This window comes from Mycobacterium sp. PSTR-4-N, assembly GCF_022348085.1.
Lineage (GTDB): Bacteria > Actinomycetota > Actinomycetes > Mycobacteriales > Mycobacteriaceae > Mycobacterium.
Genome location: NZ_JAKRFN010000014.1, coordinates 1 through 14471, shown reverse-complemented (window position 1 = coordinate 14471; position 14471 = coordinate 1). Strand labels below are relative to the sequence as shown.

Genomic DNA, 14471 nt, shown 5'->3' with positions numbered 1-14471 from the left:
TCGCTGATATGTGAATTGCGGTGCGCATATACTCCGAATTCGTGCACGCACTACCGCTGCAGGAGCTGGATCTGCAGCTGATCCATGCACTGCAGATCGCGCCGAGAATCAGCTGGTCCGAGGCAGGTCGGATACTCGGCGCCAGCGCGCAGGCCCTGGCCGCACGCTGGGAGCGGTTGCGCGCCAACGGTTTCGCCTGGGTCGCGGTTCATCCCGGAGGCACCTACCAGCACCAGACCACCGCGTTGATCGAGGTCGACTGCCGCGCCGGGGCACAGCGGGAGGTGGTGCAGGCGTTGTGCGCTGATCCGCGGGTGGTGACAGTGGAGGAATCCACCCAGGGATACGACCTTCTGCTCACGGTGATGACGGCCGACATGTCGCAGATGAGTCGGTTCGTCGTCGACGACCTCGCCACCATGACGGGGGTGGCCGGCAGGCGCACCTACGTGGCAACCGCCGTTCATCGGGACGGCAGCAGCTGGCGGCTCGACGCCCTCGACCCGGCCCGGGTTCGGGCGCTGGAGAACGTCGCGCGGCGAGCGCGCCGTGCCACGGCCCCCGGCCCGCCACCAGCTGCGTGGCCGCTCATCCAGGCGCTGAGCGGTGACGGGCGGCGCACTGCCGCCGAGATCGCGGACCTCGTCGGGCGCAATCCGGCGACCGTGCGCCGCCAACTTCCCCGCCTGCTGGCCTCGGGGATGCTGTCGATACGCTGCGAAGTGGCGCACACCGCGGCGCGCCGCCCGATCAGCTGTACGTGGCGCGCACGGCTGCGGCCGGCCGATCGGGCCCGCACGGTTGCCGCCTTGCACACCCTCCCCCACGTGCGCCTGTGTATGTCCACCACTGGTGATGCCAATCTGCTGATCACCGCGTGGACTCCCGATCTGGCGCGCATCCTCGAGATCGAACAGGTGCTCGGCGACAGATTGCCCTGGTTGGAGCTGCGCGACAGCGGGATCAACCTGCGAACGTCCAAGCGGGTCGGCTGGCTCCTTGACGAGCGCGGGTGCGCGACCGGGGAAGTGGTGACTCCGATCGCGCTACGGCCGACCTAGACGTTGGCGTTACCGGCCTGCCATTGCTCCCACGGGATGTTCCAGTCACCCAGGCCGTCGGTTCCCGGCAGAGGCGACCCCACCGTGTTGACGATCTCGACGATGTCTCCGCGCTTGGCGTTGTTGTAGAACCACTGCCCGTTGCTGGTACTGACGTTGATGCACCCGTGGCTGACGTTGCTGTAGCCCTGGCTGCCCACCGACCACGGGGCGGCGTGCACGTAGATGCCGCTGTAGGAGATCTGGGTGGCCCAATCCACTTCGGTGCGATAGCCGTTGGGTGATTCGACCGGCACACCGTAGGTCGACGAGTCCATCACCATGTGCGCACGACGATCCCCGACGATGTAGGTGCCGTTGTTCGTCGGCGTGCTGTTCTTGCCCATCGACACCGGCATCGACTTGATCACCTCGCCGTTGCGCCTCACCGTCAAGGTCTTGGTGTTGTCGTCGACGGTCGTGATGACCTGATCGCCGATCGTGAAGGACGTCGAGACGTTCTCCTGACCGAACAGCCCGTCGCCGAGGTCAACGCCGTAGGTGTTGACCTCCACCTCGACCTTGGTGCCCGGCTTCCAGTACTCGGCCGGACGCCAGCGCACCTCGCGATTGCTCAGCCAGTAGAAGGCGCCCTCGACCTCGGGGGTCGTCTTCACCGTGATAGCGCGTTGCGCCGCAAGGCGATTGGGGATGTTCTCGTCGAATCGCACGGCGACGGGTTGTCCCACCCCGACCACTTCACCCTCGTTGGGCAGCACATAGGGCATCGTCAGGTTCTCCGGCGAGTGCGTCTCGAACGACATCTGCCGCTTCGCGACGCCACCGAGACCGAGCGACTCGGCGGTGAGCGTGTAGCGCTTGTTGTAACCCAACGGCTCCGCGGTCTCCCACGTCAGGCCGTCGTCGGACAGTCGGCCCTGCACGGGCTTGCCGTTCTCGTTCATCATCGACACTGCACCCAGGACCCCGAACTCGGCGCTCACGGTCACCGGAGAGTCCACACTCACCCCGACTGCGCCGTCTTTGACCGAGGAGGTCAACTTCGGTACCAGCAGATCACCGAACGGGGTGCCCTTCTCGTCGATGACCTGCGGTGCGGCCGACTCCGTCCGGCTCCCACACGCTGTCATCGCCAGCGCCATCGCGGGAACCAGCACGACCGCGGCCAGCCAGGCCCGCCCGCGCGTCGCCGTGTTGCGCTGCCACATAGTCGCTCCATCTCTTCTACACAGACTTGTCGGGGAATACCCACAGGAGGTTCCCAGCATTGTCGGGTTCGATTCTACGATGCATTCGGCATGCGCACATGAACGCGACGTTGCGATCGGGAAGTGCCCTGACGAGCGGATTCTTCGGTGATTTCCGTCCTGCGCCGCGGGCCTGTTATTGTCTCACACGCGCGCCGTTAGCTCAGTTGGTAGAGCAGCTGACTCTTAATCAGCGGGTCCGGGGTTCGAAACCCTGACGGCGCACCACCCACAAAGCCCCGCCCCGGCGGGGCTTTTGTCTTGTGCTCCGGACCCCGCTGCGGCGACCGACTGGCCGCACCCGCTCACGCGTACATCTGTGCCGTCGAACTGCCGTCCGCGATCCCGTTTGGCCGTCGCCACCTCGGGTAGCGGCTCCGGACCACACCCACATCGAGGGCGCCCGGAGGTGCAGATGTTCATTCACAACAAGGATTTGCAGTTCGAGGTCAGGGTCGACAAGCCTGATCCCAGGTTCGCCACCCTGCTGCAGGAACAATTCGGCGGAGCCAACGGCGAGCTCAAGGCCGCCATGCAGTACTTCACCCAGGCGTTCGTGCTGCGGCAGAAGAACCCGAAGATGTACGACCTGTTCATGGACATCGCCACCGAGGAGTTCAGCCACCTCGAGATGGTCGGTTCGCTGATCACCATGCTCCTCGACGGCCTCAACGACGACCTCAAGCAAGCCGAACGACGGTGCGACTGGATGCCGCTGGTCTCCACCCGCGACGGCCGTGAGCAGGCCATCCACGCGGTCGCGGTGAATCCGTTGGCCCTCATCGAGAGTGCGGGTGGGCCTACGGTCGGCGATGCCGCGGGCAACTTCTGGAGCGGCGCTTTCGTCAACGCCAACGGTGAACCCACAGTCGATCTGCGCAGCAACATCGCAGCCGAGTCGCGGGCGAAGATCGTCTACGAGTACCTCAAGCAGTTCACCGACGACCCTGGGGTGCAAGACACCTTGACGTTTCTGATGACCCGCGAGGTGACGCACTACCAGCAGTTCACCGCAGCACTCAATGACCTGCCGGTGAACTTCCCGCCGGGGCACCTCGCCGGCGACGAACGCTTCCAGACCGTGGCGTTCAACATGTCTGACGGCGAGGGTTCGGTGCGTGGACCGTGGAACGAGGGCCAGGGTCCGTGGCCCGACGGCATCAGCTGGGACTACGTGGAGAAGCCGACCGAGCAGTGGCTGCAGGGTTCGACCCGGGAGAACACGGGCAAGCAGAACAATCCCGAGGGGCAGCCCGCGGTGGCCAGCGAGAAACCGTTCACGCACGAACAGCGCACGCCCACACAGTAATTCGGAGAGGCAAGAGCCCGGTCGGCACGCTGCGACCGGGTTCTTGCCCGTCACCGATCAGCGGACCTGCGGGTCGGGTGGGTTCTCGTCCGACCGTCCGGTGACCGCATCGCGCACGTGATCCACGACCGCCGCCCCCATGCCGGCGGTCTTGAGGACCGCCGGATTGGGTGGGGTGTTCGGGTGGGGCCGGGTCGGCGCCGCCTTCCTCGCGGTCTCCAGTTTCTGACCGAGTTCCTCGAGCGCCTCTCGGCTGAGCGCCTCGGACACGGCCGGCCACACGACGTCCTGTTCGTAAGCGATGTGTTCCCTTGCTGCGGCTGCGAATTCCTTGATCGCCTGCTGGTAATCCGGTTCACCGGGGCTACCGTCCTCCAGCCTCTGCAGAAGCTGCTTGCCCTGCTGTTCCTGTTCGATGGCGGTGTCGGCCAACTCGTCGCCGTCGGGGAGCGCTGCGCGCACAGCCGGCCAGAAGAACTGTTCTTCGATCGCCTCGTGTTGGGACTCGGCGATGACGAGATTGGTGACGTACGTTGCCAGGCCGCTGCTGTGGGCGCCGTCCTGCGCCGGTGCGCCGTCGAGCGCCTCCAGCATTCCGAGAACGCTCTCATGGTCTTGGCGGAGATAGGTCAAAGCGTCCATTGTCGTGATTGCTCCTCGGGTGGTGTCGGTGTCGAGCTGTGCGACGCCGTTACCCCGGGAGCGGGCACCGAAACAGTGCCGGCATCCGGCGCCGACACACCTCAGGCCGCAAACGATCCCTTAGTGTTATCTTAAGTATGCCTTATTTTTCTTATTTTCGAACTAGGCTCGACGCATCGACGACGGATACGGCCAGCGAGGCCCGACACGAAGGAGTGCACCATGTCCGCGGAAGCAGAACGCGTCGTACTGGTCAGCGGGGGCACGCGCGGCCTCGGTCATGCCGTCGCCCGGCGTCTGGGCGATACCGAGGGCCGCGTCGTCACCGCCGACGCCGGGAGTGCGTCAGCCCAGCGCGCCCTCGAATCCGTGGCCGCGCAACACGGTCGCCTCGACGCGCTGGTACTCGACGCGTCCGAGTGTCTGTCGCTGGTCGATCCCGATCCCGGCGCGCTGCAGGCGTTCCGCGACGCGCAGCGCGCGCTGGTGTCGCTCGCGACGCCCCTCATGCGACCCGGCGCGCGCATCGTCTATGTCACCGACCACCGAGCACACTTCTTCCCGCACAAGGCGGTGCCCAAGGGCGGTACCGCGGCGGTGGCGAGCATGCGCGCCGGCGAGACGGCCCTTTACGCCATGCGTTCGCAGCTTCTCCGCCTCGGTGTCCACCTGAGCGTGGTGTCCAGCCAGAGGATCGACGCGATCCACCCGTCAACCTCTATGCTCGAACTGGCCGCGGCCGTCGTCGCAGCGATCACCGCGCGCACCCCGGCCGGCCTCGTCTGCGTCGGCGGAACGACCTACCTCATGACGGCCTGACCGTCCCCCGGTCTACAACGTCCGGGCCAACCTCGCCGCGAGCAGGTCGGCGAACCGCGCCGGATCGTCGAGCGCCCCACCTTCGGCCAGAAGCGCTGTCCCGTAGAGCAGTTCGGCCGTCTCAGCGACCGCCGGATCGTCGGGCCGGTCCTGATGGGCCTGACGAAGGCCCGTGACGAGCGGATGGTCCGGGTTGAGTTCGAGGATGCGCTTGGCGACGGGAACGTCCTGACCCGACGCCTTGTACAGTCGCGCCAGCGCCGGGGTGATGTCGAACGCGTCTGTGATCAAGCAGGCCGGCGATTCGGTGAGCCGAGACGACAGCCGCACCTCCTTGACGTGCTCGTCGAGCGTCTCCTTCAACCAGGACAGCAGCTCGGCGAACGTCTTGCCCTGCTCCTCGCGTTCGGCCTCACGCGCCGAGCGTTCCTCGTCGGACTCCAGGTCGACCTCGCCCCTGGCCACCGACTGCAACGCTTTCCCGTCGAACTCGGTCACGGTCTGCACCCAGACCTCGTCGACCGGATCCGTCAGCAGCAGCACCTCATAACCCTTGGCCTTGAATGCCTCCAGGTGCGGCGATCTCAAGATCTGCTCCCGGGACTCGCCGGTGGCGTAGAAGATCTGTTCCTGCCCGTCCTTCATCCGCTCGACGTAGCCCGCCAGTGTGGTGGGCTCCTCCTCCGCATGGGTCGACACGAACGAGGCGATTCGCAACAGCGCGTCGCGGTTGTCGGCGTCGGAGAGCAGACCCTCCTTGACGACGCGGCCGAACTGCGCCCAGAACATCCGGTAATCCTCCGGACGTTCCGTCTGCAGCTCGGCGATGGTCGAGAGAACCTTCTTGGTCAGCCGGCGACGGATCGCCGTCACCTGGCGGTCCTGCTGCAAGATTTCCCGAGACACGTTGAGCGACATGTCCTGTGCGTCGACGACACCCTTGACGAAGCGCAGGTACTGCGGCAGCAGCTCGTCGCAGTCGCCCATGATGAACACACGCTTGACGTAGAGCTGGATACCGACGTGCGCGTCGCGGTCGAAGAGGTCGAACGGCGCGTGCGACGGGATGAACAGCAGCGCCTGGTACTCGAAGGTGCCCTCCGCCTTCATCGCGATGACCTCGAGCGGCTCGTCCCAGGCCCGGGCGATGTGGCGGTAGAACTCGGTGTACTCCTCGGCGGCCACCTCGTCCTTGGATCGCGACCACAGCGCCTTCATCGAGTTCAGCGTGTCGGTCTCGACGGTGACGGTGCCTTCGCCGCCGTCGCTGTCCGCCGGGCGCCGCCGCTCGACCTGCATCCGGACGGGCCAGGAGATGAAGTCGGAGTACTTCTTCACCAGGCTCCGCAGGGTCGGTTCCGCGGTGTAGTCACCCAGCTCGTCCTCGGCGTCGGCGGGCTTGAGATGCAACGTGACCGACGTGCCCTGCGGGGCATCGTCGACCGCGGCGATCGTGTAGGTGCCGTCACCGCTGGACTCCCAGCGGGTGGCCTCGCTCTCGCCCGCTTTGCGGGTGAGCAACTCCACCCGATCGGCGACCATGAACACCGAGTAGAAGCCGACGCCGAACTGACCGATCAGCTGGTCCCCGGCTTGCTTGTCGTCACCGGTAGCCTCCCGCAGCTGCTGACGCATGCGCGCCGTACCCGACTTCGCCAGCGTGCCGATGAGCTCGACGACCTCGTCACGCGTCATGCCGATGCCGTTGTCGCGCACGGTCAGCGTGCGCGACTGCGTATCGGTGACGAGCTCGATGTGCAGATCCGACGTGTCGACCTCGAGGTCCTTGTTGCGGTACGCCTCGAGCCTCAGCTTGTCCAAAGCATCCGAGGCGTTCGAAATGAGCTCGCGCAGAAACGATTCCTTGTGCGAGTACACCGAATGGATCATCAGGTCGAGCAGCTGCCGTGCTTCGGCCTGGAATTCGAACTGCTCCACATCCGCGCTCATGACGTCCTCCTCCTGGTGTTCGCGCAGTGGGAATCGGGGTGGGGTCAGCGCCGCGGCGCACCTGGGCCGGGCTGACCGGTCAACGGGTTGGGGGCCGCGCCGGGCTGCCCCGGATGATGCTGCTGTTGATGTGCCTGCATCGCCTGGACGAGAGGATTCTCTTTCATCAGCGCACGGCGATCGTCATCGCTCAGCTCGTAGAAGGTCCACATGGCCCACGCGGCGGGCCGCACATACAGCGTGACCTTTTGCCGCTTGCGGTTGTTCTGCGGCAGCATCGCCGGAATCGGCACCACGCGGTCCAGCGTCACGGCACTGACCAGTTCCTGCGCCAGCTGATCGACATCGGTCAGGTCCTGCAATTCGTACACCGAAGCCTGGTGGCTGGGCTGCGACGGGCCCTGCAGGGCGAGAAACCACGCCATCGCGCGTCTCCTTTGCTCGTGGTGGGTCAGCCGTCAGCGTAGATGACCCGTGACCGGCGGCGCCGACCCTGTCGGTCGACGGCAGCGCACACCTCTTTTTGACGATCTCGAAAAATTCCGGCGTTCGCTCGGACGACGGCAGAATCATGTGCTAAGAATCGCCCGATCCGGCGAGAATAGACCCGACCGTCAACGCCGTGGCTCGGTCCGAACATTTCCTCAGTTCGCGGCCCGGTTGGCGATTGCGCTGGGCATAGGGCAGATCGGGTGTTAAGGTGCCGTTAGCTGCTTGCGACGGAAACGGGGCCCTCCTCGTTCCGTGACGGGAAACGAGGAACTTAGCTGATGCCAGGGCTGATGGAGCCGACAGCGACTGCGACCGCACCGGGCGGCTCGGGCGCGGACGCAGCGGATGAGCGTCCGGTTCTCGTGCACAGCTGTAGTCGGCTGGGCCGCGTGGCCAACCCACCCGGGTTTTCCTTCAGGAACTGGTTCCGCTCGGCTCGTCGGCGCTGAACCGACGGCGCTGACGCGTCAGCGGCGCGCGCGCCGCACCGCCACCACGAACACCAGCACGCCGACGCCGGCCAGCGAGATCGCCACCGGCGGCCGCGTCACGAAGCGCACGACACCTGCCTTGAGATCGTCGGCGAGCCGTCGCGGGTTGGCCCGCGCCGCCAACGAGTCGACGGTCAGAGCCAGCTGATCGCGCGCCTGATCGATCTCGGCCTTGATGGTGTCGGGATCACGATCCGCCACGTATGCCTCCGCCCGTCTGTCGGTCCTGCCGCACTACCCTAGTTCAGCGGGTGCTGCGCGCAGCGCCCGGTCGCGCATCGATGCCACGGATCGAAGGAGAGCCACCAGCCATGCCGCAGACTCCCCGCCTCGAGGTGGGCGATCAAGCACCCGCCTTCAGCCTTCCCGACGCCGACGGCAACACCGTCTCGCTCTCGGACTACCGCGGGCGCAAGGTCGTCGTGTACTTCTACCCCGCCGCCTCCACGCCCGGGTGCACGAAGCAGGCGTGTGACTTCCGTGACAATCTGGCCGAACTGGGCGACGCCGGGCTCGACGTCGTCGGCATCTCGCCGGACAAGCCCGAGAAGCTCGCGAAGTTCCGGGACAAGGAAGGGCTCACCTTCCCGCTGCTGTCCGATCCCGACCGCGCGGTGCTCGAGGCGTGGGGCGCCTACGGCGACAAGACGATGTACGGCAAGACCGTGCAGGGCGTGATCCGCTCGACGTTCGTCGTCGACGAGAACGGCAAGATCGAGGTGGCGCAGTACAACGTGCGGGCAACCGGCCACGTCGCGAAGCTACGTCGCGACCTGTCCGTCTGACCCGAGCTTCTGCAGCAGGAGCGCTTCGGCCGTCGCGGCACGCTCCAACACACCCAGGTGCAGGCTCTCGTTGACGCTGTGCGCCTGCGTATCGGGGTCCTCGACGCCCGTCACCAGAATCTTTGCGTCGGGGAACGCGGCGGCGAAGGCCGCGATGAACGGGATCGAGCCGCCGACGCCGGTGTCGACCGCGTCCTGTCCCCAGGCCTCCCGGAAAGCCTCGCGCGCTGCGTCGTAGACCGGGCCCGCGGCGTCGATGGCGTAGGGCTGGCCGACGTCGCCGGGGGTCACCGTCACCCGGGCACCCCACGGCGTGTGCTGTTCCAGGTGCCGGGTCAGGGCGGCCAGGTGCTCGCCGGCATCGCCGCCGGGCGCCACCCGCATGCTGACCTTGGCGCACGCCGCCGGGATCAGCGTGTTGGATGACTTCGCGATCGGCGTGGTGTCGATACCGATGACCGTGATGGCGGGTTTGGCCCACAGCCGTTGTGCCACTGCGCCGGAACCGATCTCCGTGACGCCGTCGAGCAGCCCGGTGTCGGCGCGCACGCGCTCCGCGGTGTAATCGACGTCGGCTGCCGTCGCCTCGTGCAGACCCTCGACGGCCACGTTGCCGTCGTCGTCGTGCAGGCTGGCCAGCAGCCGCACCAGCACCATGAGCGCATCGGGCACGACGCCACCCCACATGCCGGAATGCAGGCCGTGGTCGAGTGTGGCGACCTCGACCACGCAGTCGGCCAGCCCGCGCAGCGACACGGTCAGCGACGGGGTGTCGGTGCTCCAGTTGTCGGAGTCGGCGATCACGATGACGTCGGCAGCCAGTGCGTCCTTGTGCACGTCCAACAAGCGTGACAGCGACGGTGAACCCGATTCCTCTTCACCCTCGACGAACACCGTCACGCCGACGGGCGGATTGCCGCCGTGCGCTCGGAACGCCGCGAGATGCGTTGCGATGCCTGCCTTGTCGTCGGCCGTACCGCGACCATAGAGGCGGCCGTGGCGTTCGGTGGGCTCGAACGGAGGACTGTGCCAGGCGGTGGAATCGCCTTCGGGTTGCACGTCGTGGTGGGCGTACAGCAGGACCGTCGGCGCTCCGTCGGGCGCGGGGTGGTGGGCGATGACCGCGGGCGCGCCACCCTCGGAGACGATGCGGACGTCGCCGAAACCCGCGTCGGACAACAGCTTCGCCACGGCCTCTGCGCTGCGGGTGACCTCGTCTCGACGCTCGGGATCCGCCCAGACGGACTCGATGCGTACCAGATCCTCGAGATCGGCCCGTACCGACGGCAGCACGTCGCGGACCCGCTGAACGAGATCAGTCATAGCGACGAGGGTAGTGCCGCTACCGCTCCTCGAGGACGGCGACCGCGGCCGCGGTGTCCTTCTCGTGAGTGAGCGACAGGTGGATGGTCACCTCTTTGAGGTGCTCGGCCACCGCGCCCGTCAAGCGGACGCGGGGCCTGCCCCACATGTCAGTGATCACCTCGATGTCGCGGTGGATCGCTTCGGGCAGCACGGGCCGCTTGGAGAACCGCGACCCGGACCAGGCCTTGATCACGGCCTCCTTGGCCGCCCACCGCGCCGCCAGGTGGCGCGCCGCCGACGAACTCTTGTCGGCGGCGTCGCGCCGCTCCCCTGGCGTGAACGTCTCGGCGAACACCGTGCCCGGCCGGTCCACCTGCTCGGCGAAGTCGGGAATGGAGACGAGGTCGATACCTATCCCGACGATGCCCACGGCCAGCACGCTATCCCACGGGTCACCGCTGATACACCCCGTTCTCGCCGAGACGCGAGGCCGTGTCGAGCAGCATCGCCGCCTCCTGCGCCTTCTCGGGGTGCTCGCCATCGAAGCGACGTCCCTCGGGCCGCTCGTACAGCGGCCGCCCGCCGGCGATCGCCGAGGCCAGCCGGCGCTGACCGGCCAGCGTGCGCTCCTGAGCCTGGGCGGTGTAGGCCGCCCGCTGCTCCGGGGTCAGCGTCGCCAGGAACGCCTGCGGATGCACCAGCGCGATCAGACCCGACACGTGCCCGAACCCGAGGCTGGTCACCAGACCGGCCTTGAGCGGGTACTTCTCGCCCAGGCGCAGCGTCTCCCGCGGCCACACGAAGTGCGCCGAGGTGGCCAGCTCGTCGTCGACGCAATCCAGGCTGCGGTTCGGCGGGATGACGCCGTCGCGCAGAACCTGGCACAGGCCCATCATCTGGAAGACCGCGGCACCGCCCTTGGCGTGGCCGGTGAGGCTCTTCTGGCTGATGACGAACAGCGGCGCACCCGCCGAGCGGCCCAGCGAGGCCGCCAGGCGCTCGTGGAGCTCGGTCTCGTTGGGATCGTTGGCCAGAGTCGAGGTGTCGTGCTTGGAGATCACCGCGATGTCGTCCGCAGTCACGCCGAGCTTGTGCAACGACCGCGCCAGCACCGAGTCCCGGCCACCGCGGCCGGCACCCAGTGCACCCAGCCCGGGAGCCGGGATCGAGGTGTGCACGCCGTCGGCGAAGGACTGGGCGTAGCCGACCACGGCCAGCACCGGCAGACCCATCTTCAGCGCCAGATCACCACGCGCCAGCAGGATCGTGCCGCCGCCCTCGGCCTCCAGGAAGCCCAGCCGCCGCCGATCGTTGGCCCGCGAGATCTTCGAGTCGCTGATGCCCTTGGCGCGCATCATCTCGGTGTCGGCGGTGGCCGCCATGTCACCGAAGCCGGTGATCGCTTCCAGCGTCATGTCGTCGAAGCCGCCCGCGACCACGAGCTCGGCCTTGCCGAGGCGGATCTTGTCCACGCCCTCCTCGACCGAGACCGCGGCGGTGGCGCAGGCACCCACCGGGTGCACCATCGCGCCGTAGCCGCCGACATAGGACTGCATGACATGCGCTGCAACGACATTCGGCAGCACCTCCTGCAGGATGTCGTTCGGCTTGCTGCGGCCCAGCAGGTTGCCGTGGTACATGGTCTGCATCGAGGTCATGCCGCCCATGCCGGTGCCCTGGGTGGAGGCCACCAGGCTCGGGTGCACCCACCGCATCAGCTCGGAAGGCGTGAAGCCCGACGACAGGAACGCATCGACGGTCGCCACGATGTTCCACAGCGCCACCCGGTCGATCGAGGTCGCCATGTCGGGGCTGACACCCCACACGGTCGGATCGAACCCGGTCGGGATCTGCGCGCCGACGGTCCGCGACAGCTTGGTCTTCCGCGGGACGCGGATCTCGGTGCCCGCCTTGCGGATCACCTCCCAGTCGCCGGAGTCCGGGATCGGCCGGGCCACGGTGTGCTCGGGGTCGAACGCCACGAACGCGCGCGCGTCGGTCTCGCTGGACACCACGAACCGGAAGTCCTTGTCCAGGAACACGCTCACCAGCAGCGGCGACGCGTGATCGGGATCGATCGCGCCGTCGTCGACGAACTCGCGAATGCCGCAGCGCTCCACGACCGCGTCGTGGTACCGCTCGACGAGCTCGGATTCGTCGACCAGCTCACCGGACTGCGTGTCGTACCACCCTGGCTGGGGATCGTCCTCCCACGTGATGAGCCCGGTCGTCCACGCCAGTTCGAGCACACCGGCCGCCGACAGTTCGTTGTCGACCTCCATCTCGAAACGGGTGCGCGACGAGCCGTAAGGCCCGAGTTCCGCGCCACCGACGATGACCACGAGATCGGCCGGGTCGACGTCGAGGTCGGCCCACTCCGGCACCGGCGCACCGGTCACCACCCGAGGCGGCGACGGCAGAGCCGAAATCGTGTGCGCCGCAACTTCGTCCGCGGCATCGTCGGCAGCCGGTGCGGTCGTCGCCTCGTCGCGCGCCTTGGCGGCGAGCTCGGCCATGTCGAGATTCGCCTCGGCCAGGCCACCGGTGAGGTCGGCCTCGACCGGTTCCCGTGCTGCCGCCACCTTGGTCTCGACGTCGCACAGGTCCAGCAGCATGCTCGCCATCTGCTCGGTCGAGTAGGTGGTGACACCGGCCTCTTCGACCGCGTCGACGATGACGTCGTTGTGACCCATCAGGCCGGTGCCCCGGGTCCACCCGATCAAGGCGTGCGCGAGGCTGACTCGCTGCGCCCACGACGTCTCGGCCTTCCAGCGCGACACCAGCGCGTCGAGCGACGCCTTGGCCTCGCCGTAGGCACCGTCACCGCCGAACATGCCGCGGTTGGGCGAGCCCGGCAGCACCACGTGCAGGCGTGCCGCGATGTCGCGGTCCGCCCCGATGTGGGACAGCCCGGCGATCAGCCGCTGCACGGCCCACAGCAGGACCTTCATCTCCATCTCGGCGCGTGCCCCGACCTCGGACAGATCGCCACCGACCCGCGGCGCTGCGAACGGGAACAGCAGTGTGGGCGACAGCGCGTCCTTGACGTGGATCGATTTCGGCCCGAGGCTCTCGGTCTGCTCGTTGCCCACCCACTCGACAAGAGCGTCGATGTCGTTGTAGGAGGCCATGTTCGCCGGCAGCACCCACAGCTTGGCACCGAAGCAGGCGTTGTCGCGGTAGAGCTCGCGGTAGAAGGCCAGTCGCGAATCGTCCAGCTTGGAGGTCGTCGCGATCACGGTCGCGCCACCGGCGAGCAGCTGCGCTGCCACCGACGCCGCGATCGAGCCCTTCGACGCACCGGTCACCACGGCGACCTCGTCGCTGTAGCGGCCCTTGCCGGGATTCTCCGCACCCGCCGCCGCACGGGCGTACAGCGACGCGTGCACCGTGCGGCCGGCAGCCAGGGCCTTGCCCTGCCAGTAGGTCGCCTGCGTGCCGACCACGTGCCCGGCTCCCTCGAACCGCTCCGAGAGCCGCGCCCAGTTCGCGTCGATCTCGTCGTCGTCCATCAGCCAGATCTTGACCAGATCCTCACGCGCGCTGGCCCACCGGTCGTCGAGCAAGACGGCCTTGCGGGCGTCGAACGACGGCGCCACCAGACGCGGCCAGTCCGAACCCAATTCGGCGGTGACCAGGTCGATGAGCTCCGCGTCGGCCGCAGCCTCCGGGGTCACCAGAGGTGCGCCCAGGCCCAGCTGATCCAGGATCGTGCGGGCCGCCGAGGCCAGCACACCGTCGGGTCCGGTGACCTGCTCGGCGAATTCGCTCAGGGCCGCCGAGTCGACGACACCGCCACCGGCGCCGCCGGCAGAGGGCAGCGACACCGACACACCGCGGCGTGCCGCCACCGCGGCCACCGCCGCGTCGATCGCCTTGTCGACCGCCGCCGCGTCGGCGAGCGCACCGTCGTGCAGACCGCCCAGGGCGCCGCCGCGCACGCTGGAGCCCTCGCGGGTCCCCAGTGCCACCTCGACGGTGGCGTGCTTGGCCCAGCCCTCGCCCAGCTCCCACGTCTTGGTGACGCGTTCGGTGATGTAGGCGGGACGCTTGCCCGACGGCCCGAGGACCGTGCGCAGCTGGTCGTTGATCGCATCGGAGAGCACCGGTCCGAACGGCTTGTACGTCCGGGCCAGCTTGGTGACCTGAGACTTCAACCCGGACAGATCCGCTTCTGCCGCACCGTCGATCGCGCCCAGGTTCAGCTCCGACCCGAGATCGACGAGCATCTGGTTGCGGCGCGACGACGCACCGTCGGTGATCGACTCGATGGAGTCCAGCGGCTCGATCTGATCGATGCGGATCTTCGCCGACAGCGCGATCAGCGCCATCGTCGCATCGGAGGCGTCGAAGGCGATGTCCTCCGGACG

General features: G+C 67.7%; 12 protein-coding genes and 1 tRNA gene. 5 read left to right on the top strand and 8 right to left on the bottom strand.

The window, feature by feature from the left end:
• Positions 1 to 41 precede the first annotated feature (41 nt).
• On the top strand, positions 42 to 1061 hold the full coding sequence (locus tag MHN84_RS18325; RefSeq protein ID WP_241205934.1) for an Lrp/AsnC family transcriptional regulator: 1020 nt from the start codon (positions 42 to 44) through the stop codon (positions 1059 to 1061).
• Here MHN84_RS18325 and MHN84_RS18320 read toward each other — a convergent pair.
• On the bottom strand, positions 1058 to 2269 hold the full coding sequence (locus MHN84_RS18320; RefSeq protein ID WP_241205933.1) for an Ig-like domain-containing protein: 1212 nt from the start codon (positions 2267 to 2269) through the stop codon (positions 1058 to 1060). The two genes, MHN84_RS18325 and MHN84_RS18320, sit on opposite strands and share 4 nt — an antisense overlap.
• A gap of 191 nt (positions 2270 to 2460) precedes the next feature.
• On the opposite strand from MHN84_RS18320, the gene MHN84_RS18315 reads away from it, so the two are divergent.
• Positions 2461 to 2536 (top strand) — tRNA-Lys (locus MHN84_RS18315).
• Between the two features lie 187 nt (positions 2537 to 2723).
• The gene (locus tag MHN84_RS18310; RefSeq protein WP_241205932.1) at positions 2724 to 3617 is read left to right on the top strand and encodes a manganese catalase family protein; all 894 of its coding nucleotides are present in this window, start codon (positions 2724 to 2726) and stop codon (positions 3615 to 3617) included.
• Between the two features lie 57 nt (positions 3618 to 3674).
• Here the strand turns inward: MHN84_RS18310 and MHN84_RS18305 are convergent, their stop codons facing one another.
• The gene (locus tag MHN84_RS18305; protein ID WP_241205931.1) at positions 3675 to 4259 is read right to left on the bottom strand and encodes a hemerythrin domain-containing protein; all 585 of its coding nucleotides are present in this window, start codon (positions 4257 to 4259) and stop codon (positions 3675 to 3677) included.
• Between the two features lie 222 nt (positions 4260 to 4481).
• Here MHN84_RS18305 and MHN84_RS18300 point away from each other — a divergent pair, with 222 nt between their 5' ends.
• A complete protein-coding gene (locus MHN84_RS18300) occupies positions 4482 to 5078 on the top strand; it encodes a short chain dehydrogenase (protein WP_241205930.1) in 597 nt (198 codons plus the stop codon).
• A 12-nt stretch (positions 5079 to 5090) separates the two neighbouring features.
• Here the strand turns inward: MHN84_RS18300 and htpG are convergent, their stop codons facing one another.
• From htpG to MHN84_RS18285, 3 genes are all read right to left on the bottom strand, one after another.
• Entirely contained in the window at positions 5091 to 7028 is a 1938-nt protein-coding gene (gene htpG / locus MHN84_RS18295) for a molecular chaperone HtpG (RefSeq protein ID WP_241205929.1), read from the bottom strand.
• Positions 7029 to 7072: 44 nt separating this feature from the next.
• On the bottom strand, positions 7073 to 7453 hold the full coding sequence (locus tag MHN84_RS18290) for a hypothetical protein (protein WP_241205928.1): 381 nt from the start codon (positions 7451 to 7453) through the stop codon (positions 7073 to 7075).
• A gap of 534 nt (positions 7454 to 7987) precedes the next feature.
• A complete protein-coding gene (locus tag MHN84_RS18285; protein WP_241205927.1) occupies positions 7988 to 8212 on the bottom strand; it encodes a DUF3618 domain-containing protein in 225 nt (74 codons plus the stop codon).
• A 110-nt stretch (positions 8213 to 8322) separates the two neighbouring features.
• Between MHN84_RS18285 and bcp the strand changes: the two genes are divergently transcribed.
• Positions 8323 to 8796, top strand: a complete 474-nt coding sequence (gene bcp / locus MHN84_RS18280) for a thioredoxin-dependent thiol peroxidase (protein ID WP_241205926.1) — start codon at positions 8323 to 8325, stop codon at positions 8794 to 8796.
• Here the strand turns inward: bcp and MHN84_RS18275 are convergent.
• From MHN84_RS18275 to MHN84_RS18265, 3 genes are all read right to left on the bottom strand, one after another.
• The gene (locus MHN84_RS18275; protein WP_241205925.1) at positions 8773 to 10119 is read right to left on the bottom strand and encodes a dipeptidase; all 1347 of its coding nucleotides are present in this window, start codon (positions 10117 to 10119) and stop codon (positions 8773 to 8775) included. The two genes, bcp and MHN84_RS18275, sit on opposite strands and share 24 nt — an antisense overlap.
• A 19-nt stretch (positions 10120 to 10138) precedes the next feature.
• A complete protein-coding gene (locus MHN84_RS18270; RefSeq protein WP_143820172.1) occupies positions 10139 to 10531 on the bottom strand; it encodes a holo-ACP synthase in 393 nt (130 codons plus the stop codon).
• 22 nt (positions 10532 to 10553) lie between these two features.
• A partial coding sequence (locus tag MHN84_RS18265; protein ID WP_304654332.1) for a beta-ketoacyl synthase N-terminal-like domain-containing protein occupies positions 10554 to 14471 on the bottom strand: 3918 nt, incomplete at its 5' end.

Bases quoted from the DNA above. Each gene is read 5' to 3' on its own strand.
- MHN84_RS18320 (WP_241205933.1), bottom strand. From the start codon at position 2,269: ATGTGGCAGCGCAACACGGCGACGCGCGGGCGGGCCTGGCTGGCCGCG.
- htpG (WP_241205929.1), bottom strand. From the start codon at position 7,028: ATGAGCGCGGATGTGGAGCAGTTCGAATTCCAGGCCGAAGCACGGCAG.
- bcp (WP_241205926.1), top strand. From the start codon at position 8,323: ATGCCGCAGACTCCCCGCCTCGAGGTGGGCGATCAAGCACCCGCCTTC.
- MHN84_RS18305 (WP_241205931.1), bottom strand. From the start codon at position 4,259: ATGGACGCTTTGACCTATCTCCGCCAAGACCATGAGAGCGTTCTCGGA.
- MHN84_RS18310 (WP_241205932.1), top strand. From the start codon at position 2,724: ATGTTCATTCACAACAAGGATTTGCAGTTCGAGGTCAGGGTCGACAAG.
- MHN84_RS18300 (WP_241205930.1), top strand. From the start codon at position 4,482: ATGTCCGCGGAAGCAGAACGCGTCGTACTGGTCAGCGGGGGCACGCGC.
- MHN84_RS18275 (WP_241205925.1), bottom strand. From the start codon at position 10,119: ATGACTGATCTCGTTCAGCGGGTCCGCGACGTGCTGCCGTCGGTACGG.
- MHN84_RS18290 (WP_241205928.1), bottom strand. From the start codon at position 7,453: ATGGCGTGGTTTCTCGCCCTGCAGGGCCCGTCGCAGCCCAGCCACCAG.